Origin of the sequence: Cerasicoccus arenae, from assembly GCF_014651635.1 — a bacterium.
Lineage (GTDB): Bacteria > Verrucomicrobiota > Verrucomicrobiia > Opitutales > Cerasicoccaceae > Cerasicoccus > Cerasicoccus arenae.
In genome coordinates, this window is record NZ_BMXG01000002.1 from 141,097 (window position 1) to 160,109 (window position 19,013).

The 19,013-nt window shown below is 52.1% G+C and carries 16 protein-coding genes; 13 read left to right on the forward strand and 3 right to left on the reverse strand.

The window, feature by feature from the left end:
- Positions 1 to 46 precede the first annotated feature (46 nt).
- Entirely contained in the window at positions 47 to 1,090 is a 1,044-nt protein-coding gene (gene menC / locus IE065_RS02250) for an o-succinylbenzoate synthase (RefSeq protein ID WP_189511420.1), read from the forward strand.
- Positions 1,075 to 2,301: an AMP-binding protein gene (locus IE065_RS02255; protein WP_189511422.1), complete on the forward strand. Its 1,227-nt coding sequence runs from the start codon at positions 1,075 to 1,077 to the stop codon at positions 2,299 to 2,301. Before menC ends, IE065_RS02255 begins: the two co-directional genes overlap by 16 nt.
- Here IE065_RS02255 and IE065_RS02260 read toward each other — a convergent pair.
- Complete coding sequence (locus IE065_RS02260) at positions 2,277 to 2,519, reverse strand: hypothetical protein (protein ID WP_189511424.1); 243 nt, start codon at positions 2,517 to 2,519, stop codon at positions 2,277 to 2,279. The genes IE065_RS02255 and IE065_RS02260 overlap by 25 nt on opposite strands.
- Positions 2,520 to 2,646: 127 nt before the next feature.
- On the opposite strand from IE065_RS02260, the gene kdsB reads away from it, so the two are divergent.
- From kdsB to IE065_RS02275, 3 genes are all read left to right on the forward strand, one after another.
- The gene (gene kdsB, locus IE065_RS02265) at positions 2,647 to 3,399 is read left to right on the forward strand and encodes a 3-deoxy-manno-octulosonate cytidylyltransferase (RefSeq protein WP_189511426.1); all 753 of its coding nucleotides are present in this window, start codon (positions 2,647 to 2,649) and stop codon (positions 3,397 to 3,399) included.
- Between the two features lie 185 nt (positions 3,400 to 3,584).
- Positions 3,585 to 5,111, forward strand: a complete 1,527-nt coding sequence (locus IE065_RS02270; protein ID WP_189511428.1) for an SLC13 family permease — start codon at positions 3,585 to 3,587, stop codon at positions 5,109 to 5,111.
- A 280-nt stretch (positions 5,112 to 5,391) separates the two neighbouring features.
- Positions 5,392 to 7,557: a right-handed parallel beta-helix repeat-containing protein gene (locus tag IE065_RS02275; RefSeq protein ID WP_189511430.1), complete on the forward strand. Its 2,166-nt coding sequence runs from the start codon at positions 5,392 to 5,394 to the stop codon at positions 7,555 to 7,557.
- Between the two features lie 93 nt (positions 7,558 to 7,650).
- Here the strand turns inward: IE065_RS02275 and IE065_RS02280 are convergent, their stop codons facing one another.
- Positions 7,651 to 8,661 (reverse strand): LacI family DNA-binding transcriptional regulator, encoded by a 1,011-nt coding sequence (locus IE065_RS02280; protein ID WP_189511432.1) that lies wholly within the window; start codon positions 8,659 to 8,661, stop codon positions 7,651 to 7,653.
- A 69-nt stretch (positions 8,662 to 8,730) separates the two neighbouring features.
- Here IE065_RS02280 and IE065_RS02285 point away from each other — a divergent pair, with 69 nt between their 5' ends.
- The 7 genes from IE065_RS02285 (at position 8,731) to IE065_RS02315 (ending at position 16,719) form a co-directional block, all read left to right on the forward strand.
- Positions 8,731 to 9,789 (forward strand): glycoside hydrolase family 88 protein, encoded by a 1,059-nt coding sequence (locus IE065_RS02285; RefSeq protein ID WP_189511434.1) that lies wholly within the window; start codon positions 8,731 to 8,733, stop codon positions 9,787 to 9,789.
- A gap of 5 nt (positions 9,790 to 9,794) precedes the next feature.
- Positions 9,795 to 10,532: an RraA family protein gene (locus tag IE065_RS02290; RefSeq protein ID WP_200163160.1), complete on the forward strand. Its 738-nt coding sequence runs from the start codon at positions 9,795 to 9,797 to the stop codon at positions 10,530 to 10,532.
- Between the two features lie 48 nt (positions 10,533 to 10,580).
- Positions 10,581 to 11,285 carry an SDR family oxidoreductase gene (locus tag IE065_RS02295; RefSeq protein WP_189511435.1) on the forward strand — a complete coding sequence of 235 codons (705 nt, stop codon included), beginning with the start codon at positions 10,581 to 10,583 and terminating at the stop codon, positions 11,283 to 11,285.
- 61 nt (positions 11,286 to 11,346) lie between these two features.
- On the forward strand, positions 11,347 to 13,410 hold the full coding sequence (locus IE065_RS02300; RefSeq protein WP_189511436.1) for a heparinase II/III domain-containing protein: 2,064 nt from the start codon (positions 11,347 to 11,349) through the stop codon (positions 13,408 to 13,410).
- Between the two features lie 19 nt (positions 13,411 to 13,429).
- On the forward strand, positions 13,430 to 14,446 hold the full coding sequence (locus IE065_RS02305) for a zinc-dependent alcohol dehydrogenase (protein WP_189511437.1): 1,017 nt from the start codon (positions 13,430 to 13,432) through the stop codon (positions 14,444 to 14,446).
- A gap of 16 nt (positions 14,447 to 14,462) precedes the next feature.
- Positions 14,463 to 15,233 (forward strand): SDR family oxidoreductase, encoded by a 771-nt coding sequence (locus IE065_RS02310; protein ID WP_189511438.1) that lies wholly within the window; start codon positions 14,463 to 14,465, stop codon positions 15,231 to 15,233.
- A gap of 127 nt (positions 15,234 to 15,360) precedes the next feature.
- Positions 15,361 to 16,719: a sulfatase family protein gene (locus tag IE065_RS02315; protein WP_189511440.1), complete on the forward strand. Its 1,359-nt coding sequence runs from the start codon at positions 15,361 to 15,363 to the stop codon at positions 16,717 to 16,719.
- Between the two features lie 126 nt (positions 16,720 to 16,845).
- Here IE065_RS02315 and IE065_RS02320 read toward each other — a convergent pair whose 3' ends face one another.
- Complete coding sequence (locus IE065_RS02320) at positions 16,846 to 17,913, reverse strand: class I fructose-bisphosphate aldolase (protein WP_189511441.1); 1,068 nt, start codon at positions 17,911 to 17,913, stop codon at positions 16,846 to 16,848.
- Positions 17,914 to 18,155: 242 nt separating this feature from the next.
- Here IE065_RS02320 and IE065_RS02325 point away from each other — a divergent pair, with 242 nt between their 5' ends.
- Positions 18,156 to 19,010 carry a hypothetical protein gene (locus IE065_RS02325; protein ID WP_200163161.1) on the forward strand — a complete coding sequence of 285 codons (855 nt, stop codon included), beginning with the start codon at positions 18,156 to 18,158 and terminating at the stop codon, positions 19,008 to 19,010.
- Positions 19,011 to 19,013: the final 3 nt, after the last annotated feature.

Here is a 19,013-nt window from a genome sequence, read left to right on the forward strand (position 1 = left end):
CGCTGGGCGCCCCCCTCGGCAAGTGAAAAGCTTCTGTAATTCTCCCATGACCCTCTTGCCATCAAATCTGGAACTCCGACTGGACTACCGGGACTACCACCGGCGTTTCCGCTCACCGCTCGTAACGGCCCACGGGGAGTGGCAGGAGCGGGATGGAGTGATCGTGCGACTGGAGGCCCCAGACGGGCGTGTGGGCTATGGGGAAGCGGCTCCGATTGCTTGGTTTTGCCCAGAAATTCGGACGAAACCGACAACAGGCGCGCCACTTTCTGAGCAAATGTGTTTACCCGCGTTTGGGAGCACGTTCCGACCTTTGACGATTAATGGCGTGGAAGATCCAGACCTTCACTGGGCGCTTGAGTGTGCCTTAGCGCAGCTTAATGACCCGACCTTACCAGGGGTAAGAGTACCCATTGCAGGCCTGCTACCAGCCGGTATGGCGGCACTGGCAGCATTACCTGGGCAACTGGCCAGCGCACGGCGTGCGTTAAAGTGGAAAATCGGCGTCCTCCGATGCTCTGAAGAAATTGCCTTGGCGGATCACATTGCTCAGTCCTTACCGCGCGGAGTGCGTTTGCGGTTAGATGCCAACGGCGGGCTGACCAAAGCCGACTACGCTGCGTGGTTGACGTGGTGTCAGGAGCGCCGCGATGTGATTGATTATCTCGAGCAGCCTTTGCCCATTGGGGAGGAGGCGGCAATGTTTGCTCTAGCTGAAGGCACCGGTGTGCCCATTGCGTTGGATGAATCCATTGCTCGCGTGGACATGGTTATCTTGCTCGCGAAACGCTTTCCGACGGCGGTGCTGATCATTAAGCCGTCGTTGCTGGGGAGTCGGTCGGCGTATTTGCGCTGGCGGTCGGCGAACTACCAGCATCGTGTGGTTTATTCGACGTCATTTGAAACGGCAATCGGCCTGAAGGCGGTTTGGGAGCTGGCAGCGCTGGATTGGCCACCGCTGTCGCCCGCTGGTCTGGATGCGGCCAGCATTATGGAAGATGACGGCCTGTGCCCGATGCGCATTGGCTGGGAAATCTGTCATACGGACTGGCCTCAATCGGTCGATGAAGAGGTATGGAAGCGTCTCTAGACATCTTTACCAAACGGTTGAGTCGTCCTTGGCTGGCCGATGAGAAGCAGGCAGAGGAGTTTGCCAAGGTCGCATTGATCCCATCATCATCTGACGGCCCGGTTGTCCTTTCCACAGCGAACCGAATTCTTTATTTGGCGCAGCTTTTTTCGGCACTGATGCAGCGGCGCGATGTGTTTCTTGGCAATGCCTCTTGGGGCGAATATGAGTGGGGGCAGGTCAATGCGCTAATCGCACTCTGGGATGGGGGAGGCAAGGACGGACGCATCATGATCCCGACCGGCGGCACCGGCGGAAAAATCAAGTTTGCTGTGCACGACTGGGAAACTCTTATGGCCTCTGTGCGCGGTTACGCAGCCTATTGGGGGGGGGGGGAGCTACACGCTATTTGCCCGTTGCCCGTGTGCCACATTGGGGGCCTCATGTTGGCTTTGCGGACGTTTATGACTGGTGGCCAACTCTGGGTGGCGGACCCTAAGCTGGAGAAATTACCGCCGCCGGACTTTGATGTGGCCAATGCGCACCTGTCGCTGGTGGGCGCTCAACTACGATGGGCATTGGACAACGACGTGGCTTGGCTGCGTGAGTGCGAGGCCGTGCTTGTGGGGGGGGGGCCAACCGATAAGGGCCTGATTGAAGAGTCTTTGGCGGCTGGTATCCCTTTATACATCGCTTATGGGCTGACAGAGGCAGCGGCGACTGTTGCTCTGGCCAAGGCTTCTCCCAACGGCGGAATTCCCGCCGCAGACGTGTTGCCTCATTGGAAGCTATCGGTTGATGGTGAAGAAATTTGTTTGTCGGGGGAAGCGCTGTTTCGTGGCTATTGGGGGGGGGGGAGTCCTGAGGGGGCTTGGAAAACCGGTGATCGTGGGCAATTGGAGAATGGAAAGCTGCGGGTGTTGGGGCGGATGGGGCGTTACATTATCACTGGTGGTAAAAAGGTGGATGCGGCTTTGCTGGAAAGCCGATTGCTGGAATGGGCTGAAATCAGCGATGCGCTGGTTATGGGGTGTCCGCATCGGACATGGGGGGAGGAGGTCGTTGCGTTTGTTGTCTCGACGAAGTCAGAGCCGGAACTTAAGGCACTAGCGAAAGATCGGCTGATGCCGGAAATGCGACCGAAGGCTTGGTTTTGCCTAGAGCAGGTGCCTCTTACTGAAAATGGGAAGCCTGATAGAGCTGCGCTTTATTTCTTAATGAAGAGAACGTAAGCAATTGCCAGTGAACTGATTACGAAAATTGTTGCGACAAGCTTGAGGACGATAAATCCGGTTTTTGATATCTCTAAATCATTAATGCCCACAATGCGCCCGATCAAGCTTTCCCACTTGCTGTGGCTAATGATCAGAAGTTGGGCACCCAATATAAATATTATAGTTGGGACGGCAACTTTGAGGGACCAAAGGATGATTGGGATGATCTGGTTCATCGAAGATTATAAAAGGCGTTTAAAACGTCTTAGGCTTGTGTCTAAGTCAAGGAATTTAGAATCTATTATCAAGAGCGGTTTAATCCTTTCGCCCCAAAAACGAGTGATCTATCGAATGTAATTATATATGCGAGTAGCCAAAGTTAGCGTTGTTATTCCAGCGAGACTGGAGTCCAGCCGTCTACCGGGTAAAGTTCTGCTCGATTTGAGTGGTAAGCCATTGCTGCAACATGTCTGGGAACGTGCCCAAGAGATGAGCTGTGCCGATGAAGTCGTGATCGCCACCGATTCGCCTGAGGTGCTGGAGCGTGCAACCGCCTGGGGTGCCCAAGCAGTGATGACACCTCGTGAATGCCCTAACGGGACGTCTCGCGCCGCCTGTTTACTTCCAGATCTGGTTGGCGATTTCATTATCAATCTACAAGGCGATGAGCCGTTCATGAAGCCAGAGCTACTTGACTCGCTGGTCGAGGCGTGGCGCACTGGCGGGGGAGACGTGGTCACGGCAGTTCGGCCAATCGATAGCGAGGCCGATCTTTTTAACCCTAACCTCGTCAAGGTCGCCCGAGGGCGCGATGGGCAAGCATTGCTATTCTCCCGCGCTGCAATTCCTTTTGTGCGTGATTGTCCGCCGAGTGATTGGTTGTCACGACAACGATATTGGGCGCACATTGGTGTTTACGGTTTTTCCCGTGAGGCGCTTACACGCTATCCCGCCTTGGAGGCGACAGAGCTGGAGACGGCGGAAAAGCTGGAGCAGCTTCGTTTTCTGGAGCATGGGTTGGCCATTTCGGTGGTGGAGACAGCCTATCGGCCGATCGGTGTTGATACGCAGGAAGACTTGGAGCACGCCCGCGAAATACTGGCCTCCTCCTTGTAGCCATTCACTGGCAAAGAATTTGGCGATAAGGTTGCGGGCGGCAGTAATAGATGATTGTGAGTGAATGCTGAATTGAACTTTCTGCGGGCAGGAAAGGGAAATCAATCGACCGATTAATAAAACGGCTGGACAGACAGTCTTGATGAAGTCAGCCAAGTTACTCCCCTAGGACAAATCCGCGATCTATGAGCCAATCTGCTTCTTCCTCTACTACTGAATCTGCTGGTTTGCGCCAGCGCATCGGCCTTATTCTGGGGCCGGCTTTGTTTTTGTTAATCCTGTTGATCCCGACTCCGGGAGGCATGAGTGTGGACGGGCAGCGCGTGGCTGCGGTCGCTGTGCTTATGGCGGTATGGTGGATCAGTGAGGCGATCCCGATTCCGGCGACGAGTCTTTTGCCGATCGTGCTGTTTCCAGCGCTACGGGTGCTGTCGGCACCGCAAACGACTGCGAACTATGCTTACCACCTGATCTTCCTTTTCATGGGCGGTTTCATGATTGCGCTGGCCATGCAGCGTTGGAACCTGCATCGGCGCATCGCTTTATTCATTATTCGCTATATTGGTTTTTCGCCTGGGCGGTTGGTGCTGGGGTTTATGGTAGCGACGGGAGCTCTTTCGGCCTTTGTCTCCAATACTGCGACCGCTGTGATGATGATGCCCATTGCGTTGGCCATCATTACCCAAGCGAAGGACGAGATCGATTCGATGCATTTAAATGTGCCAGTGAAGGCGTTGGACGCATTTGGGGTCAACATGATGTTGGGCATCGCTTATGCGGCATCCATTGGGGGGATTGCGACCTTGATCGGCACGCCTCCCAATACGGTGCTGGCCGCCTATCTTGCGAACACCTACCATTATGAAATTTCGTTCGTGAAGTGGATGATCGTGGGCGTCCCGCTGGCGGTGATTTTCATTCCCTTGACGTGGCTATGGTTGACGCGCATTGCGAACCCCATGAAGGGGCTGGAGCTACCGAATAGCGACGGTATTATCCGCGATGAATTGTCTAAGCTCGGCCCAATGGGCAAAGGTGAGCGCTGGACCTTGATTATATTCTTAAGCACGGCGCTGGCTTGGATTACGCGAGCTTGGGTGGTCAATTGGTTCCCTGTACTCAATATGATCAACGACGCCTCCATTGCGATGGCGGGTGCCATTGCGCTGTTCCTGATCCCAACCAATTTTGGTAAGCGCGAGTTTGTGCTCAACTGGGAATGGGCGAACAAACTGCCTTGGGGCGTATTGGTACTCTTTGGCGGTGGTCTGGCCTTGGCGCAAGGGTTCGACGTTTCGGGCCTAGCAGCTTGGACAGTGGATCAATTACAGTTCTTATCAAGCATGCCCATCATTATCATCATCCTGGGGCTGACTGCGCTGGTGACATTCCTCACCGAAATGACCTCCAACACCGCCACAACTACGCTGCTAATGCCGGTGCTGGCGGGGTTAGCGATTGGAATGGGGCAGAGCCCGCTGCTGCTACTGGCACCAGCTGCAATTTCGGCCTCATGCGCTTTTATGCTACCGGTGGCTACGCCCCCGAACGCCATCGTCTTTGGTTCTGGGAAGGTGACGATCCCGGAGATGGTAAGGAGCGGTTTTGCGCTCAATGTGATGGGTATCTTTCTAGTCACCTTACTCACGTATCTAATCCTGATCCCGGTCTTCGGCATCGTATTGGGCGAGTTGCCCGAGTGGGCGAAGTAATGGCGCAAGCCATTATGGCTTCCGTCACTTCTCGTTGGTCTGTGTCTTGGTTCGCTTGAGCACGGTGGATTACGTTGATGTAGAAAACGTCGGATTTAGAATGCGGCCATCGATGTTAATAGCTTAACCAATGCGCCTGTGGTCTTTGTCTTTTGCTTAATTCAGCGTAAAGACACCCAAAGGTATCAATACCCCGATTGGCTAGCCGCATTATGGTTCTGCCCTTTACGTATGATACCCGTGCAACACACTTAATCGATAGATGCCTCATTCCCTGTTTATGAAAATACTAAAATGCTTTTCCATCTTCATGGCCCTAGCTGGTTTGCTCCACGGCGATAATCTTATTAAAAATAATAATTTCACCGGGTGGGTAGATGGAAAACCTGCCTCTTGGACGGATCGCTCTAAGCAAGATTATAGCCCGTTGCCAAATGCTGGCGGTATGCAGGTTAAGATTGTTCGCGAGAAAAACTCATCTGGTGAAGTTCTTCAGAAAATTCCGGTTGAGCCGGGTAAGCGGTATCGCATTGCCGGAGAGGTTGAGTGCAGCACTCCTGGACTCGGGTTTATTCAAGTAAAGCGCTATGCTGGTGGGAAAGAAATAGACCGTATCAATACTGGGAATGTAAAGGGCGAGGGTTGGACTCCCGTTGAGAAAATATTCAAAACTGAAGGCGTCGACTATATCGAAGTCTTGTTACGCTGGAAACAGAAGAGCGAAAACATGGGATCCACAATCAGCTTTAGAAATCTCAGCCTAGAGACCGTTCCTCCGCTAACTTACAATGGAGAAGAAGTTCCCCCCCGTGCAGTTCCGACTTTTAATTCCATTGGCCTCTATTGGAAACCAAACGGTGGGACTGCTAGTCGCAGCGTTACGGCAGAGTATCGTAAAAAAGGTACGGAAAAATGGAACGAAGCGATGCCTCTGTGGTTTGATGCCGCGGATCACCCAGCAGCAGCGGCTTCACATACTGCCGAATACCGAGGCAGTATTGTGTATCTTGATGCAGGAACGACCTATGAAGTTAAGCTTCAGTTGGAAAATGGCCCCACTCGCATCTTTGATGTGAACACTTGGGACGAAAATTTCAAAATAGCCCGGACGGTTAAACTCCCCAAAGAGTATAGTGAGACATACGTCATTGAAGAAGGCGGTAATGAAGCCGATGGATACGTACTCTATGAGGCAGAGGAAGGCTCCGTTTGGGATGCCAATGACGTTGCTCCAAGCAATATACAAATTAACGCTTCGTGGGTCATTGTTCGCGGTTTGACACTGAAGGGGGCCAAAACACATGGCATCGTCTTAGGTGCGGTTAACCACATCGTGATCGAACACTGCGATATCAGCGGGTGGGGTGAAACCAGAGATAGCGGCCAGGCTAAAAATCTTAACTCGGCAATTTATAGCGGCTCAACGAGCTTGGAGCATATCGTTGTTCAAAATTGCGAACTACACGACCCACGTAGCGACAGTAATTCCTGGAATCAACAGCGCCCTGGAACAAAAAGCAAGCACCCCGAAGGGCCGCAGGCCATTACCTTTAGAAAGGGCAAGGGGCACTATGTGATCCGCTACAACAACATCTATTCGGACATGGATCACATGTTCAATGATTCCATGGGTGAATTTGCGAATTTCAGCTTTGCAGGATTTCCCAACCGCGACACCGATATTTATGACAATTTTGTCTCACATTGCTGGGATGACGGATTAGAAATTGAAGGTGCCAATATGAATGTTCGCGTATGGAATAATTACTTGGACATGACTTATGGCGCGCTCGGTGGAGCATCCACCTCGTTGGGGCCGGTATACTTTTTCCGTAATGTCTATGCGGTTTCGCGTAAACACGAAGGGACAGAGTCCAATGACTACCGTGGTCATTATCTTTTGAAAATCGGCAACAAAAACCAAACCTATACGCAGGGGAAAACATACGTTTTCCACAACACCATTTTGCAGCCCCCTGCATTTGAAGGCTTTCGAGATCCTTCAAGCGGAGGACAGTCCGGTATCGTATTCACAGACAAACGGAACCATCAGGAGAACATCACCAGCCGCAATAACATCCTCCAGATGCGTAAGGATAAAGATTGGGCAATTAGAGATGTGCAACTGACGGCTAGCGGCGATTATGATTACGATTTATATAACGGTCGTATGATGGCGCGTGAAGGCTCACAAACAAACGGCATTGTCGGTGCCCCTGTTTATGAAAGAGCACCGGATGGACGCTTGTGGTTGGCTCCAGATAGCCTTGGGTATGATGCTGGTGCGCGTATTCCAAACTTTAATGACGACTACACTGGAAAAGCGCCGGACATTGGTGCCGTTGAGAGAGACAGCAAGGCTGCTAAGCCAAAACTCTGGCCAGCATTCCCAGAGAATTATCAGCCGCCAGTAGAAGAACCTGCGATTGAAGTTTCAGCTCAGTAACGAGATCTATCTAGTCGGGCATCAGTTGAGACCCAAGCAATGTGCTGGGTCTTTACTGGTTTATTTTGGCCGTTCGTCCATTGGATAAACTTGCTAGCGGACCGAATCGCCATCGCGCCATTGGCCACGCACTGTTAGATTGACGGGGTGCTCTGGAAGACCGAGTTCGTTGACTTGCAGAAGTGAGTCGAGCTTGGCAATCGCGACCGCGCCAATTTCGTGTGAGGCGTAGGTGATGCCTGCCGTTCGCCCATTACCACGAATTGGTAGCCGTAGCGCGACGTGGGCGATCTCTTCCGGGATTTTCCAACCGTAGGTATTAAGTGCGATGGGGAACATGCTACCCATCGTTATAATGACTTCAGGACGATGTTTGCGCAACCAGGCATTGGCTGCACTGGAAGACTCTTCGCCCTGACCAGCAAGCTGGCTTTCGGATAGTTCGGGATACCGTTGTATGGTGGCCAAAAAGGTATCGCTGATCGTGTGCTCGGTGATTTCATCAATACGGGCGGGGAGGCCAAGGGCGATTTTTCGATAACCGAGCTGCATCAGGTTTTTCATGACATCTCGCATGCCCGAAGCGTAATCATGAATCGCGCGATGAACACGTGGCGAGCTGAGGCTTGGCCCGACGGCAACCGTAGCAAAGTGATTCCAGTCTAATTCGATAGAGCCGACTTCGTTTTGCAGCGGCGCGATGAGTAGTCCACGAATACCGCGCGCGCGTAATACTTCTGTTGCTCTTTTTGATGTTGGGTATTCGCCGAGCCAGAGTGGTTCCAGATGGTAACCGCGCTTGGCGGCAGATTCTTTTGCGCCCCCAAAAAAGTCATTTACATAACTCTTCCGCCAACGATTAGCAGTGTTCCAGTTCGTCAAAAAAGCGATGGTTGTGTTTCGCTCACGGATCACGCGATTTCGTCGCCAGTTGTTGAGTGCAGACAGACCTGGATCTGCCTGATATCCCATTGATTCCGCCGCTTCTTGTACTCTTAGGCGTGTTGCGTCCGACAGTCGCGGCGAGTTCCGGAGGGCTAGGGAAACCGTCATCGGGCTAATCTGAAGTGCTTTTGCTATATCTCGTTGGGAGACTTGGGCCATGTTGTATTACAGATAAAACTACAGGCTGCTTGTTCGCAAGCTGAGATTCTGTTGAACTCGGCATTCAGTATGAATCCCAAGAATTGCCCTCCCTTAGACCTTGCTTTGGCGATTGCCCGCAGGCACGAAGCGATCTACCAAAATTTTGATCACTACACCGGCATCGTGACGATGCATGGCATGGCACGTCTAGCGACGGAAAGCCGTTCACCAGAAACTGTCGAAGCAGCAAAGGCGACCTTGAAGCCCTACATCGCAGGCGAACGTCATTGGAATGGAAATTTCCCAAATTATTTCTGTGGGGGAAATGCAACGGCTTGGATGCTGCACAAGAGCATGGCACCCGAAGCTGCGGATACGGTTCGCTTCTACGCCGAACAAATAATGAATGATGCCCCGCGGAATCCTGAAGGCATTTTGGAAATGATCCACGGTGATCGTGGTCGCATTTGGATCGATGTAGCTTTCGCGGTGACGCCGTTTATGGTTTTTGCCGGACTTGCTTTGGATAATGAGGATTATGTCGAAGAAGGCTTCCAGCAAACCGCGATGATGGTAAAAGCATTCCGCAATGATGAGACAGGGCTCTTGCACCAGTCGCGTGGATTCTGTGGCCCTGATAAGCTCTCGGAGGATCACTGGAGTCGTGGTAATGGCTGGGGTGCCTATGCGCTTTGTGAATTGGCAGTGGAGTTACCTGATGCTCATCCACGGAAGGCCGAGGCCGTTGCGATGTTCCGTGACCTGATCAACAGTGTGTTAAGTTTTCAGGAGGATTCTGGTCTCTGGCGCCAAGAGATGACTGCACGCTCTCGCTACGCCGCATATTTGGAGACTTCTGGATCGGCCTTGATTTTGTATGCAATGGGGCGCGGCTTAGTTGCGGGAATCAGTGAAGAGGTTTGGCGAGAAAAGTTTCAGCTAGGGTTACGCGGACTACTCGAATACATCACGCCCGATCTCGATATTTTCCACACGTGCGCGGGCTGTCTATCTCCCCGCAAGGGAACAAAATTAGACTATATGGCGGTGGCCCCCGTTAAGAATGATCACCATGCATTTGGCCCTTACGTGTTGGCTTTTGGACAAGCCGCACAACTCGGATATACCTCAACCCAAGACCTTTAAATACTATGTCAGAACAACCCAAGAAAGTCGGGATGAATCTCGACGCTTTCAAAGCATCTCGCTCTGAGGATCGAAAGCTTTGCGAATTTCCTATACCCGTTCAAGAACTCTGCGAACGCTACGAGGCACTCTTTACTGCTGCGGTTAACGATGTATTGCGTGAGATGCAACTGACGCATCAGACATTACCCAACAACATCCTCCCTTTGAAGGATGAGATGAAAGTAGCTGGTCCGATTTTTACGATTAAGGGAGCCAAGAGCTTGTTGGTAAAAGACGAGATGAAGGAGCGGGCCAAGATGCTGGAATCAATTCCGCGGAACCATGTTGTGGTCTGGGACACCAGCGGGGATGACGAGTCGGCCCAGTGGGGGGAGGTGATGACGATGGCATCTAAGCGTCGCGGTTGTCGTGGTGCAATTGTGGATGGAGGTGTGCGGGACACCGACCGCGTTCTTCCTCAGGAGTTTCCGGTCTTTGTTAAATATCGTTCTTCTAATGGGATGCTCGGTCGTTTCCGCATATCCGGTTGGCAGGTTCCAGTTCGTATTGGAGAGGTTGATGTTTTTCCTGGCGATGTTGTCTTCGGCGATATTGATGGGGCGATTATTATTCCACGCGCAATTGCCTACGATGTGCTTATTCGGGCCGAGGAAATTGTCGCCAGCGAAAATGAACTGATTGAGTGGGTGAAGTCTGGTATGTCGACAGAAGACATCGTCGCCAAAGGCGGCTACTTCTAAGCCACACCGAAAATTTCTGATTATTAAAATTTAAAATTAACCATATTTATGAAAGATCTAAAAAACAAAGTCGTTGTTATCACTGGTGCTTCCAGTGGCATTGGTAGTGCTGCCGCTCTGCAATTCGCTGAGCGTGGTTGCAAGGTTGCCCTTCTCTCGCGTGGCGTAGAGAAATTGAGCGCAGTAGCAGATTCGTTAAAAAATACCGATGCGGAAATACTTTGCATCCCGACTGACGTGACGGATGAGGCCTCGGTCAAAAATGGATTCGCCGAGATTCTTAAAGAATTTGGCCAGATTGATATCTTGGTTAACAACGCCGGCGTTGGTTTTGCAACGGACCTTTCGACCTGTTCGCTCGAAGATTTTCGCACGATCATGGACACGAACATCACCGGTGTCTTTCTCTGTGCCCGTGCTGTTTTGCCTGGTATGAAGGCTCAGAAGCGAGGCCACATCGTCAATGTGTCCTCGGTGGTTGGCAAGGTCGCCAATCCAGGCGCTCCGCTTTATTGTGCCAGTAAGCACGGCCTCAACGGTTATAATTCTGGCCTTCAACAGCAAGTGGCTAAGGACGGTGTGCTCGTGTCTGCCGTGTCTCCATCGGCAGTTGATACTGCTTACTGGGATGGGCGTGAGGTCGATCGTAGCAAGTTCTTAAAGGCTGAAGAAGTTGCCGCCGCAATTCTCTTCGTTGTTTCTCAACCGGACGGCGTCCTGATCAAAGACATTGATCTGACAGCACAGCGGTAATCATGAATTTTTTGGGCTGATGCTTAGCCCTGCAAGGCATCAGCCAGCAGCTTTCTCATCTATGAGTCTATTCCTTTCCATTGGCGAACATGAAGCTCTCACCGAGCTTCGAATACATGATCCTGTGTCTGGAGGTTTATTCTGGGCTTTGCATGAACGGGTTTCCGAACGTGCGGCTGCACCCTTTGGCCATACGCCCGGAACGACAACGGAGTGGTGGCATCATTGCTCGGAGTATTTAACTGATGCAGCAATGTCGCTTGCACTCAAGGGCGACACATCGGTGAAGGCTTGGTTGCGTTCTGCGACCTTGGCGGTGGTGCGTTGTTCTCTTGACGAGTGGGTGGGTCCGTGGTTTCGGGATCATTCTTCGGAACCAAGGCAAGGGCATTTGGAAACAGCCCACCTTTCATGGGCCGTTGCGGTGGTGCTTGATTTGCAAGCGAACATTTTCTCCGAAGAGGAACAGGTTGAGATTCGTGAAGCGCTCAGGGAAAAAGGCATTGGACTTTGCTCTCGCTGGCTTGAGCGAAACTCTCAGTTTATGAATTGGCGCTGTGTTCTCACGGGCGGTGTGGCGGTGGCGGCTGCGGTGTTGGGCGATGAGTCTGGGATTGAGCAAGGAATCACCAACTATAAGCAGTGCGTGCAAATGTTCCAAGGTGACGGTAGCCATGGCGAGTCGTTGCAGTATGGAAACTACGCGGCTTATCCACTGATGTTGACTTGGGAAGCGCTCGTTCGCGCAAGGCCCGCATTGGCTTCAGAGTTGCCGCTTGCTCCTATGGTGCATATGCCGTGTTGGCAGGCGACGAGTCTCTTTTACATGAAGCCACTATCCGGTTGGGGCGCTATGCCTATGGCGCGTTCCGCTAATTTCAATGACAGCGGGGCTATCTTTCGCCCATCGGCTGACTTGCTTCTTCACTGGTCAGCCCGTGGAAAAGAAGACTATCCTGAGGATGCGGGCTTGGCCCGTTGGCTCTTCGACAAGACCTATACACCCGTAGTCGATGACGGACATCACGACCGGGCTAGCTTTGGTTTTGTCAATGATTTCGGTTTTCTTTCCCTCTCCCTAATCGCTAGCGCGGCAGAAGCGCGTAGCCCGGAGGATGTCGGCTTACAGCTTACAGAGGGATTTAGTTGTGGCGATATGATTACGCGCGATGCTTGGGACGGGCGCACGATTCTTGCAGCGCATTCGGCCGGTGATCTGCTGAATGGCCTTGGCCATACGCATCAGGATTTGAATAGCTTTATCTTGGTTCATAACCGAGAACGCATGCTCGTTGATCCGGGGCATTCGTGCTATCGCACACTTCTCCATACGCAGGTGGAAATGCGCACGAATACGCATAACACTTGTCAGTTTGAATTGGCATCCAGTGGAAAGCATATTGAGCAAAAATTTCATGCACGCCGACGCATTAACCATGAGACAGGCGAAATCGATGATCCGATAGATCGGAGAGGAAAGCGTTTATTACTGGCTCGGCAGGGTGACGTGAGCGTGATGGCTGCCGATGTTGCCGCTGCTTATGGCGGCCCGATTCTCACTTACAGCCGGTTCTGGATCTCGTGTGGTACGCATGCGCTTTTTATTGTCGATGTGATTGAAGCCAACGAGCCGGTGAAGACAAAATGGAATTGGTTGCTCAACAATCGAGATGAAAAGCTTTCGTATAAACCATTTCCGCCCAACCGTTTGGTTGTTCGACGTGGCACGGCAGGCATGAAGCTTTTTAACTTGAGCGGTGGCGTCATGCAGGGGCCTTTTCATGCACATGTTCATGACGCTTATCATCCGTTGCCGAATCAACTTGGTGAAGGTGCATCAAACAGTGGCGTGCTGATGCATTTTTCTGAAACGGAATTCGCAGAAAAACGCACGAGTGTCCACGCAATCGCTCTGGATCATTATGGCTCCATCGGTGGATGGCACATTCGCATAGAGTCCGACGTCGATGCTGTTATTGAGGGGCCAAAAGCTCGCGAAGTTTGGAAGCTAAACATTGCATCGTGTGACCGCTTTGAGTTCGAGGAAACGGTTTCCGAACGCGCATTCATTTGTGAAAAAATAAACGATGATTGGCAGCTCACAACCGTGCGCAAATCACTTTAAAACGAACCAATAATTACTTATGATCGCATCCTATTACGAGGGAAATAAAACGTTTAGCGTTAAATCAGCTATACAAGTGGCACCAGGACCGGGTGAGGTTCGCCTTGACGTTGCCTACTGCGGCATTTGCGGCACCGACATTCATATCTTTCACGGCGCAATGGATAAACGCGTTGATATGCCTCAGACGATCGGACACGAAGCTTCAGCTACCGTGGCTGAAATCGGAGAAGGCGTGACTGGGCTAGCGATCGGTGACTCTGTTGTCGTGCGCCCACTTGATAACCGTGGTGAAACTACTGCTGACCGTGGAATTAGTCATATTTGCAAGGATCTAAAGTTCATCGGAATCGATGCGCCGGGAGCCTTTCAAAACTCTTGGACTGTGCCAGCGTTTACTTTGCATAAATTGCCAGCCAACACGGATATGAAAACGGCTGCCTTAGCGGAACCACTGGCCGTGGCTTGCCACGATGTGCGTCTGGGCGAAGTCAAGCAAGACGAGCTAGCGGTTGTGTTGGGAGGGGGGCCAATAGGCTTACTGGTTGCATTAGTTTCGCAGGCTGTAGGTGCTCGTGTCATATTGTCCGAACTCAATCCTTTTCGTTTGGAATTTGCTCGTAGCCTGGGCATTGAAACCGTTGACCCGCGCGAGGTTGATCTCGTCAAGCTTTGTCAGGAACGTAGCGGCGGTAGTGGTGCGGATATCGTTTTCGAAGTTTCCGGTGCGAAGCCAGCGGCGCTTTCGATGACTGATCTGCTTGCGATTCGTGGCCGCATCGTGGTTGTGGCTATTTATCCTCAACCGACTGAAATCAATCTGTTTCAATTCTTCTGGAAGGAATTGCAGATGAAGGGTGCTCGCGTTTATGAACCCGAAGATTACGAGAAAGCGGTCCAGCTTGTTGCTTCAGGAGCGCTGCCACTCGACAGGATGATCACGCACGTAGAAACGCTGGAAAATATACAGCAAGCGTTCGACCAACTCGAACATGCAGGCAATGCGGTCAAGGTTCTGATTGATTGCCGCGGTTAACTTTATCGATGACATAATGAACACAAGAAACCTCTTTGACTTAACTGGGAAAATTGCACTGGTCACTGGCTGTAAGCGTGGCATTGGCAAGGCAATGGCCCTTGCGCTGGCCGAAGCTGGTGCCGACATCATTGGCGTAAGCGCAACGCTCGAACCGGAGGACAGTGCGATCGAAAAGGAAGTCACTGCGCTCGGCCGAGCGTTTAATGCCTATACCGCAGACTTTTCCAATCGCGGATCGCTTTACGCGTTCGTCAACGCAGTGAAGGCTAAGCATCCGAAAATCGATATCTTAGTAAATAATGCAGGCACGATTTTGCGTAAGCCTGCTGCCGATCACACTGACGAATATTGGGACAAAGTTATCGAAACGAACTTGAGTGCACAGTTTATTCTCAGTCGTGAATTCGGGCGAGACATGATCGAACGTGGTTCAGGAAAAATCATTTTTACGGCTTCGTTGCTCACGTTTCAGGGCGGTATTACTGTGCCTGGATACGCCGCAAGTAAGGGCGGGGTAGGACAATTGACCAAAGCACTCGCCAACGAATGGTCAGGCAAGGGTGTAAACGTCAATGCGATCGCTCCCGGATACATTGCCACGGATAACACGCAAGCATTGCAGGATGACCCAGAGCGCAGTGCTCAAATCCTAGCCCGGATTCCTTCTGGTCGATGGGGAAGCCCAGAGGACTTTAAAGGTCCAGTTGTGTTCCTTGCTTCCGATGCTTCCAACTATGTCGACGGAACAGTGCTCTTGGTTGATGGTGGATGGATGGGGCGTTAGCGCGCTCTAGCTGCTGTTTTGCCTCGTGTTGGGCGGGCCATAAAAAATACAGTGTGCACGGGTAAAATTGTTTGGCGGTTTTTTCCTTTCGAAGTTAATATCTTGGTCTGATAATCGGATAATAATCATGAAACCTTTGAACATTGTTTACTTGCACGCACATGATGCCGGAACGTATATCCAGCCATACGGCTATGCTGTTGAAACGCCGCACATGCAGCAGTTCGCCGAACAAGGGATGCTATTCAGGAAGGCGTTTAGTGTTAACCCAACTTGCTCTCCCAGTCGTGCTTGTCTGTTGACCGGACAGGCGGCACACAACAATGGCATGCTTGGGTTGGCGCATCGTGGTGGGCGTCTGAACAATTACGAGGACACATTGATTCATTTCTTGAAAGGACATGGACTGCATACTGCGCTAAGCGGTATCCAACACATTGCACACGAACCCTACGCGCCTGTAGAGATCATCGGTTACGACGAGATTTTAGACCAAGCGGTGGCGGATGATGCCGGCGGAACACGGCGTCGCTACGTGGAAGGCTCTGAAGGCGTTACAGCTGCAGCTGAGGATTTCTTGGCGCGAAATCATGATAAGCCCTTCTTTCTTGATGTGGGATACTTCCCTCCGCATCGTATTGGTGAGGGCGATTTCCCTTCGGATTTTGATGTGCCCAACCCGGCTTATGTTCGTCCGCCAGCTCATCTTCCTGATACTGAAGAGACGCGTCAGGACTTTGCCAACTATATGGCGAGCGTTAAAACGTTCGATTCATATGCTGGGCGTGTACTCGAAGCGATTGATCGCAACGGTTTGGCGGAAAATACTTTGGTCATTGCCACGACAGACCATGGTATCGCGTTCCCTGGGATGAAATGTCGCCTGACCGATCATGGCCTGAATGTGATGCTAATGCTACGTGGCCCTGGTGGATTTGAGGGCGGGAAAATCACCGACGAGATGGTTTCTCACTTGGATATTTTTCCCACGATTTGCGATGTGCTTGGCTTGCCCATGCCTGACCGGTTGGAAGGACAATCTCTGAAGGTCTTGGCAGAGAACCCGCATGACTCTTTGCATGATTGCGTATTTGCCGAGGTCAATGTCCACGCGGCCTATGAGCCGATGCGCGCCGTACGCACGAAGCGTTGGAAATATATCCGTCATCTACATCCAATGGACCACGTTATTTTGCCGAATGTGGACAACGGACTTAGCAAGGGCTATCTCTGTGACCATGATTGGGCGAGTCGGCCACCGGCTACCGAGGAACTCTATGATCTACTTTTCGATCCCACGGAGGCATGCAATTTAGCCAGCCAGACTGAATGCGCTGCCGTGCTGGATGAACTCCGAGCAAAGCTGGATACTTGGATGCTTGAGACCGATGATCCACTGCTGAAAGGGCAGCTTGATTTGCCGGATTGGGTCGTGACCCCTGCAGAGGCCTACTCACCCTCGGGTGGGCCGCGTCCAGTGAGTTAATTGCATTTGGCCTCCCCGTTTGATCGGGACGTCTTTTCGGGGAGGAGCAAAAAAACCGCCGACTCTTGTGGAGCCGGCGGCAAACGTCTCGTTTGATCGAAACGTGAAATGATGTCTGAATCGCAGTTAGGCGATGGTAACGTCCTTACAGAGATAGACGTCTTGAATCGTGCGGAGGAGCTTGGCACCTTCGTCGATTGGACGTTGGAATGCCTTACGACCGGAGATGAGTCCTGCACCGCCTGCGCGCTTGTTGATAACGGCAGTCTTGACGGCGTCACCGAAGTCGTTTGCACCCGAAGCGCCACCGGAATTGATCAGAGGCTGGCGGCCCATGTAGCAATTCGCGATCTGATAACGGGTTAGGTCGATTGGATTCTCGCTGGTTAGTTCCGTGTAAACGCGTTCGTCGATCTTGCCGTAGCTGGAGGAGCCCATGTTGAGCGCCTTGTAACCGCCGTTGTTCTCAGGAAGCTTCTGCTTGATGATGTCGGCTTCGATGGTGACGCCCAAGTGGTTGGCCTGGCCGGTGAGGTCAGCTGATACGTGGTAATCAACGCCGTCCTTTTTGAACGCATCGTTACGGGTATAGCACCAGAGGATGGTTGCCATGCCGAGTTCGTGTGCGCGGTAGAATGCTTCGGCAACTTCGATGATTTGGCGATTCGCTTCTTGTGAGCCGAAGTAGATTGTCGCGCCAATAGCGGCTGCGCCCATGTCGAAAGCCTGATCAACCGAGCCGAACATGATCTGGTCCGGATGGTTTGGATAGGACATCAACTGGTTGTGGTTCACCTTTACGATAAAGGGAATCTTGTGGGCATACTTGCGTGAGCAGCTACCGAGCACGCCATAAGTCGATGCGACGGCATTGCAACCGCCTTCGATAGCGAGCTTAATGATGTTTTCGCTGTCGAAGTAGTCGGGATTCTTCGCAAAGGATGCGCCAGCGCTGTGTTCGATGCCTTGGTCAACCGGGAGGATGCTCACGTAGCCTGTGCCTGCGAGGCGGCCAGTATTGAGAATCCAGTTCAGGTTGTTAAGGACGCGCTGATTGCGATCCGTTTGCGCGAAAATGCGGTCCACGAAGTCACCACCGGGAAGGTGCAGGCGATCCTTGGAGATCGTTTTACACTCGTGAGAGAGCAGTGCGTCGGCCTCGTCGCCGAGGTATTCCTGAATCTTGTCGATCATGTTGTCAGTATTTAGTGGTTGTCGGTTGGAAAAGGTAAGGGAATTAAAGGCTTCAAAATTTAACTGGCGAGCAAAAAGACGTCAAGAAGTTTTGCTAATTATAATCTATCTTAATATTAAATAATCTGAGGGCTGGGTTGTCATTCGTAAAGAACAAGAAGTTTTGAATTGGTTCTCCCCGTGATTTTCGCGACCTTCTATTCTGAGTTGCGTTTTGTATCGGTTCGCTTCGTTTTTGAGTTGTGATTAAGACCATCCAGCCCCGCCTACTGTCCTTCGACATCGAATGGACGCCTGATCCCATGGCCGCTGAGGCCCTTTACGGGGTAGAGGACAATCCGCCATACAGCATTCCAGATGCCTATCGCCGCATGTGGAAGGAAGCTGGTGCCACGCCGGAATACCCGCGCCCTTGGGTCAAGACCATGCTTTGCCGCATTGTCACGATCGCAGGCATTTTCCGTGAAGTCGGGACTGACGGCGTCCCGTCGCTCAAGCTCGTTTCTCTGCCCAGTGACCCGCACGACCCTGAAAAATGCCGGGAACGCGTTATTTTGGAGGCATTCTTAAAAGGCATTGGTCGGAGTAAACCACAGCTCGTAGGCTTTAATTCTGGCAATGCCGACGTGCCGATCCTCGCGCAGCGTGCGGTGGTTAATGGTCTTCCGGGCTTTGGTTTCGGCGAGCGGCCGGATAAGCCTTGGGAAGGCGCGGACTACTTCTCCACCGCGAGTGATTTCCACGTCGACCTCCAACAGACGCTAGGTCGTGGCCAGAACACCCCCCGCCTGCACGAGGCTGCAACAATCTGTGGGATTCCGGGCAAGGTGGATGTCTCCGGCGACAACGTCTGGGCGCTCATTGAGCTGGGCAAGGTCAAGCAGGTCGTGGACTACAACGAATTTGACGCCTTCACCACGCATTTGCTCTGGGCGCGCATGGCCCACTTCAGCGGGCTCCTGTCCACGCCCGATTACGAGCGCGAGCAGAAGCTAGTCCGCGAACTACTTGATAAAGAAATCGCCGGGGGCAAAGATCACCTGCTGCGCTACATAGCCGAATGGGATCGCCTGCGCGCGATTACGGCAAAATATTAAGCT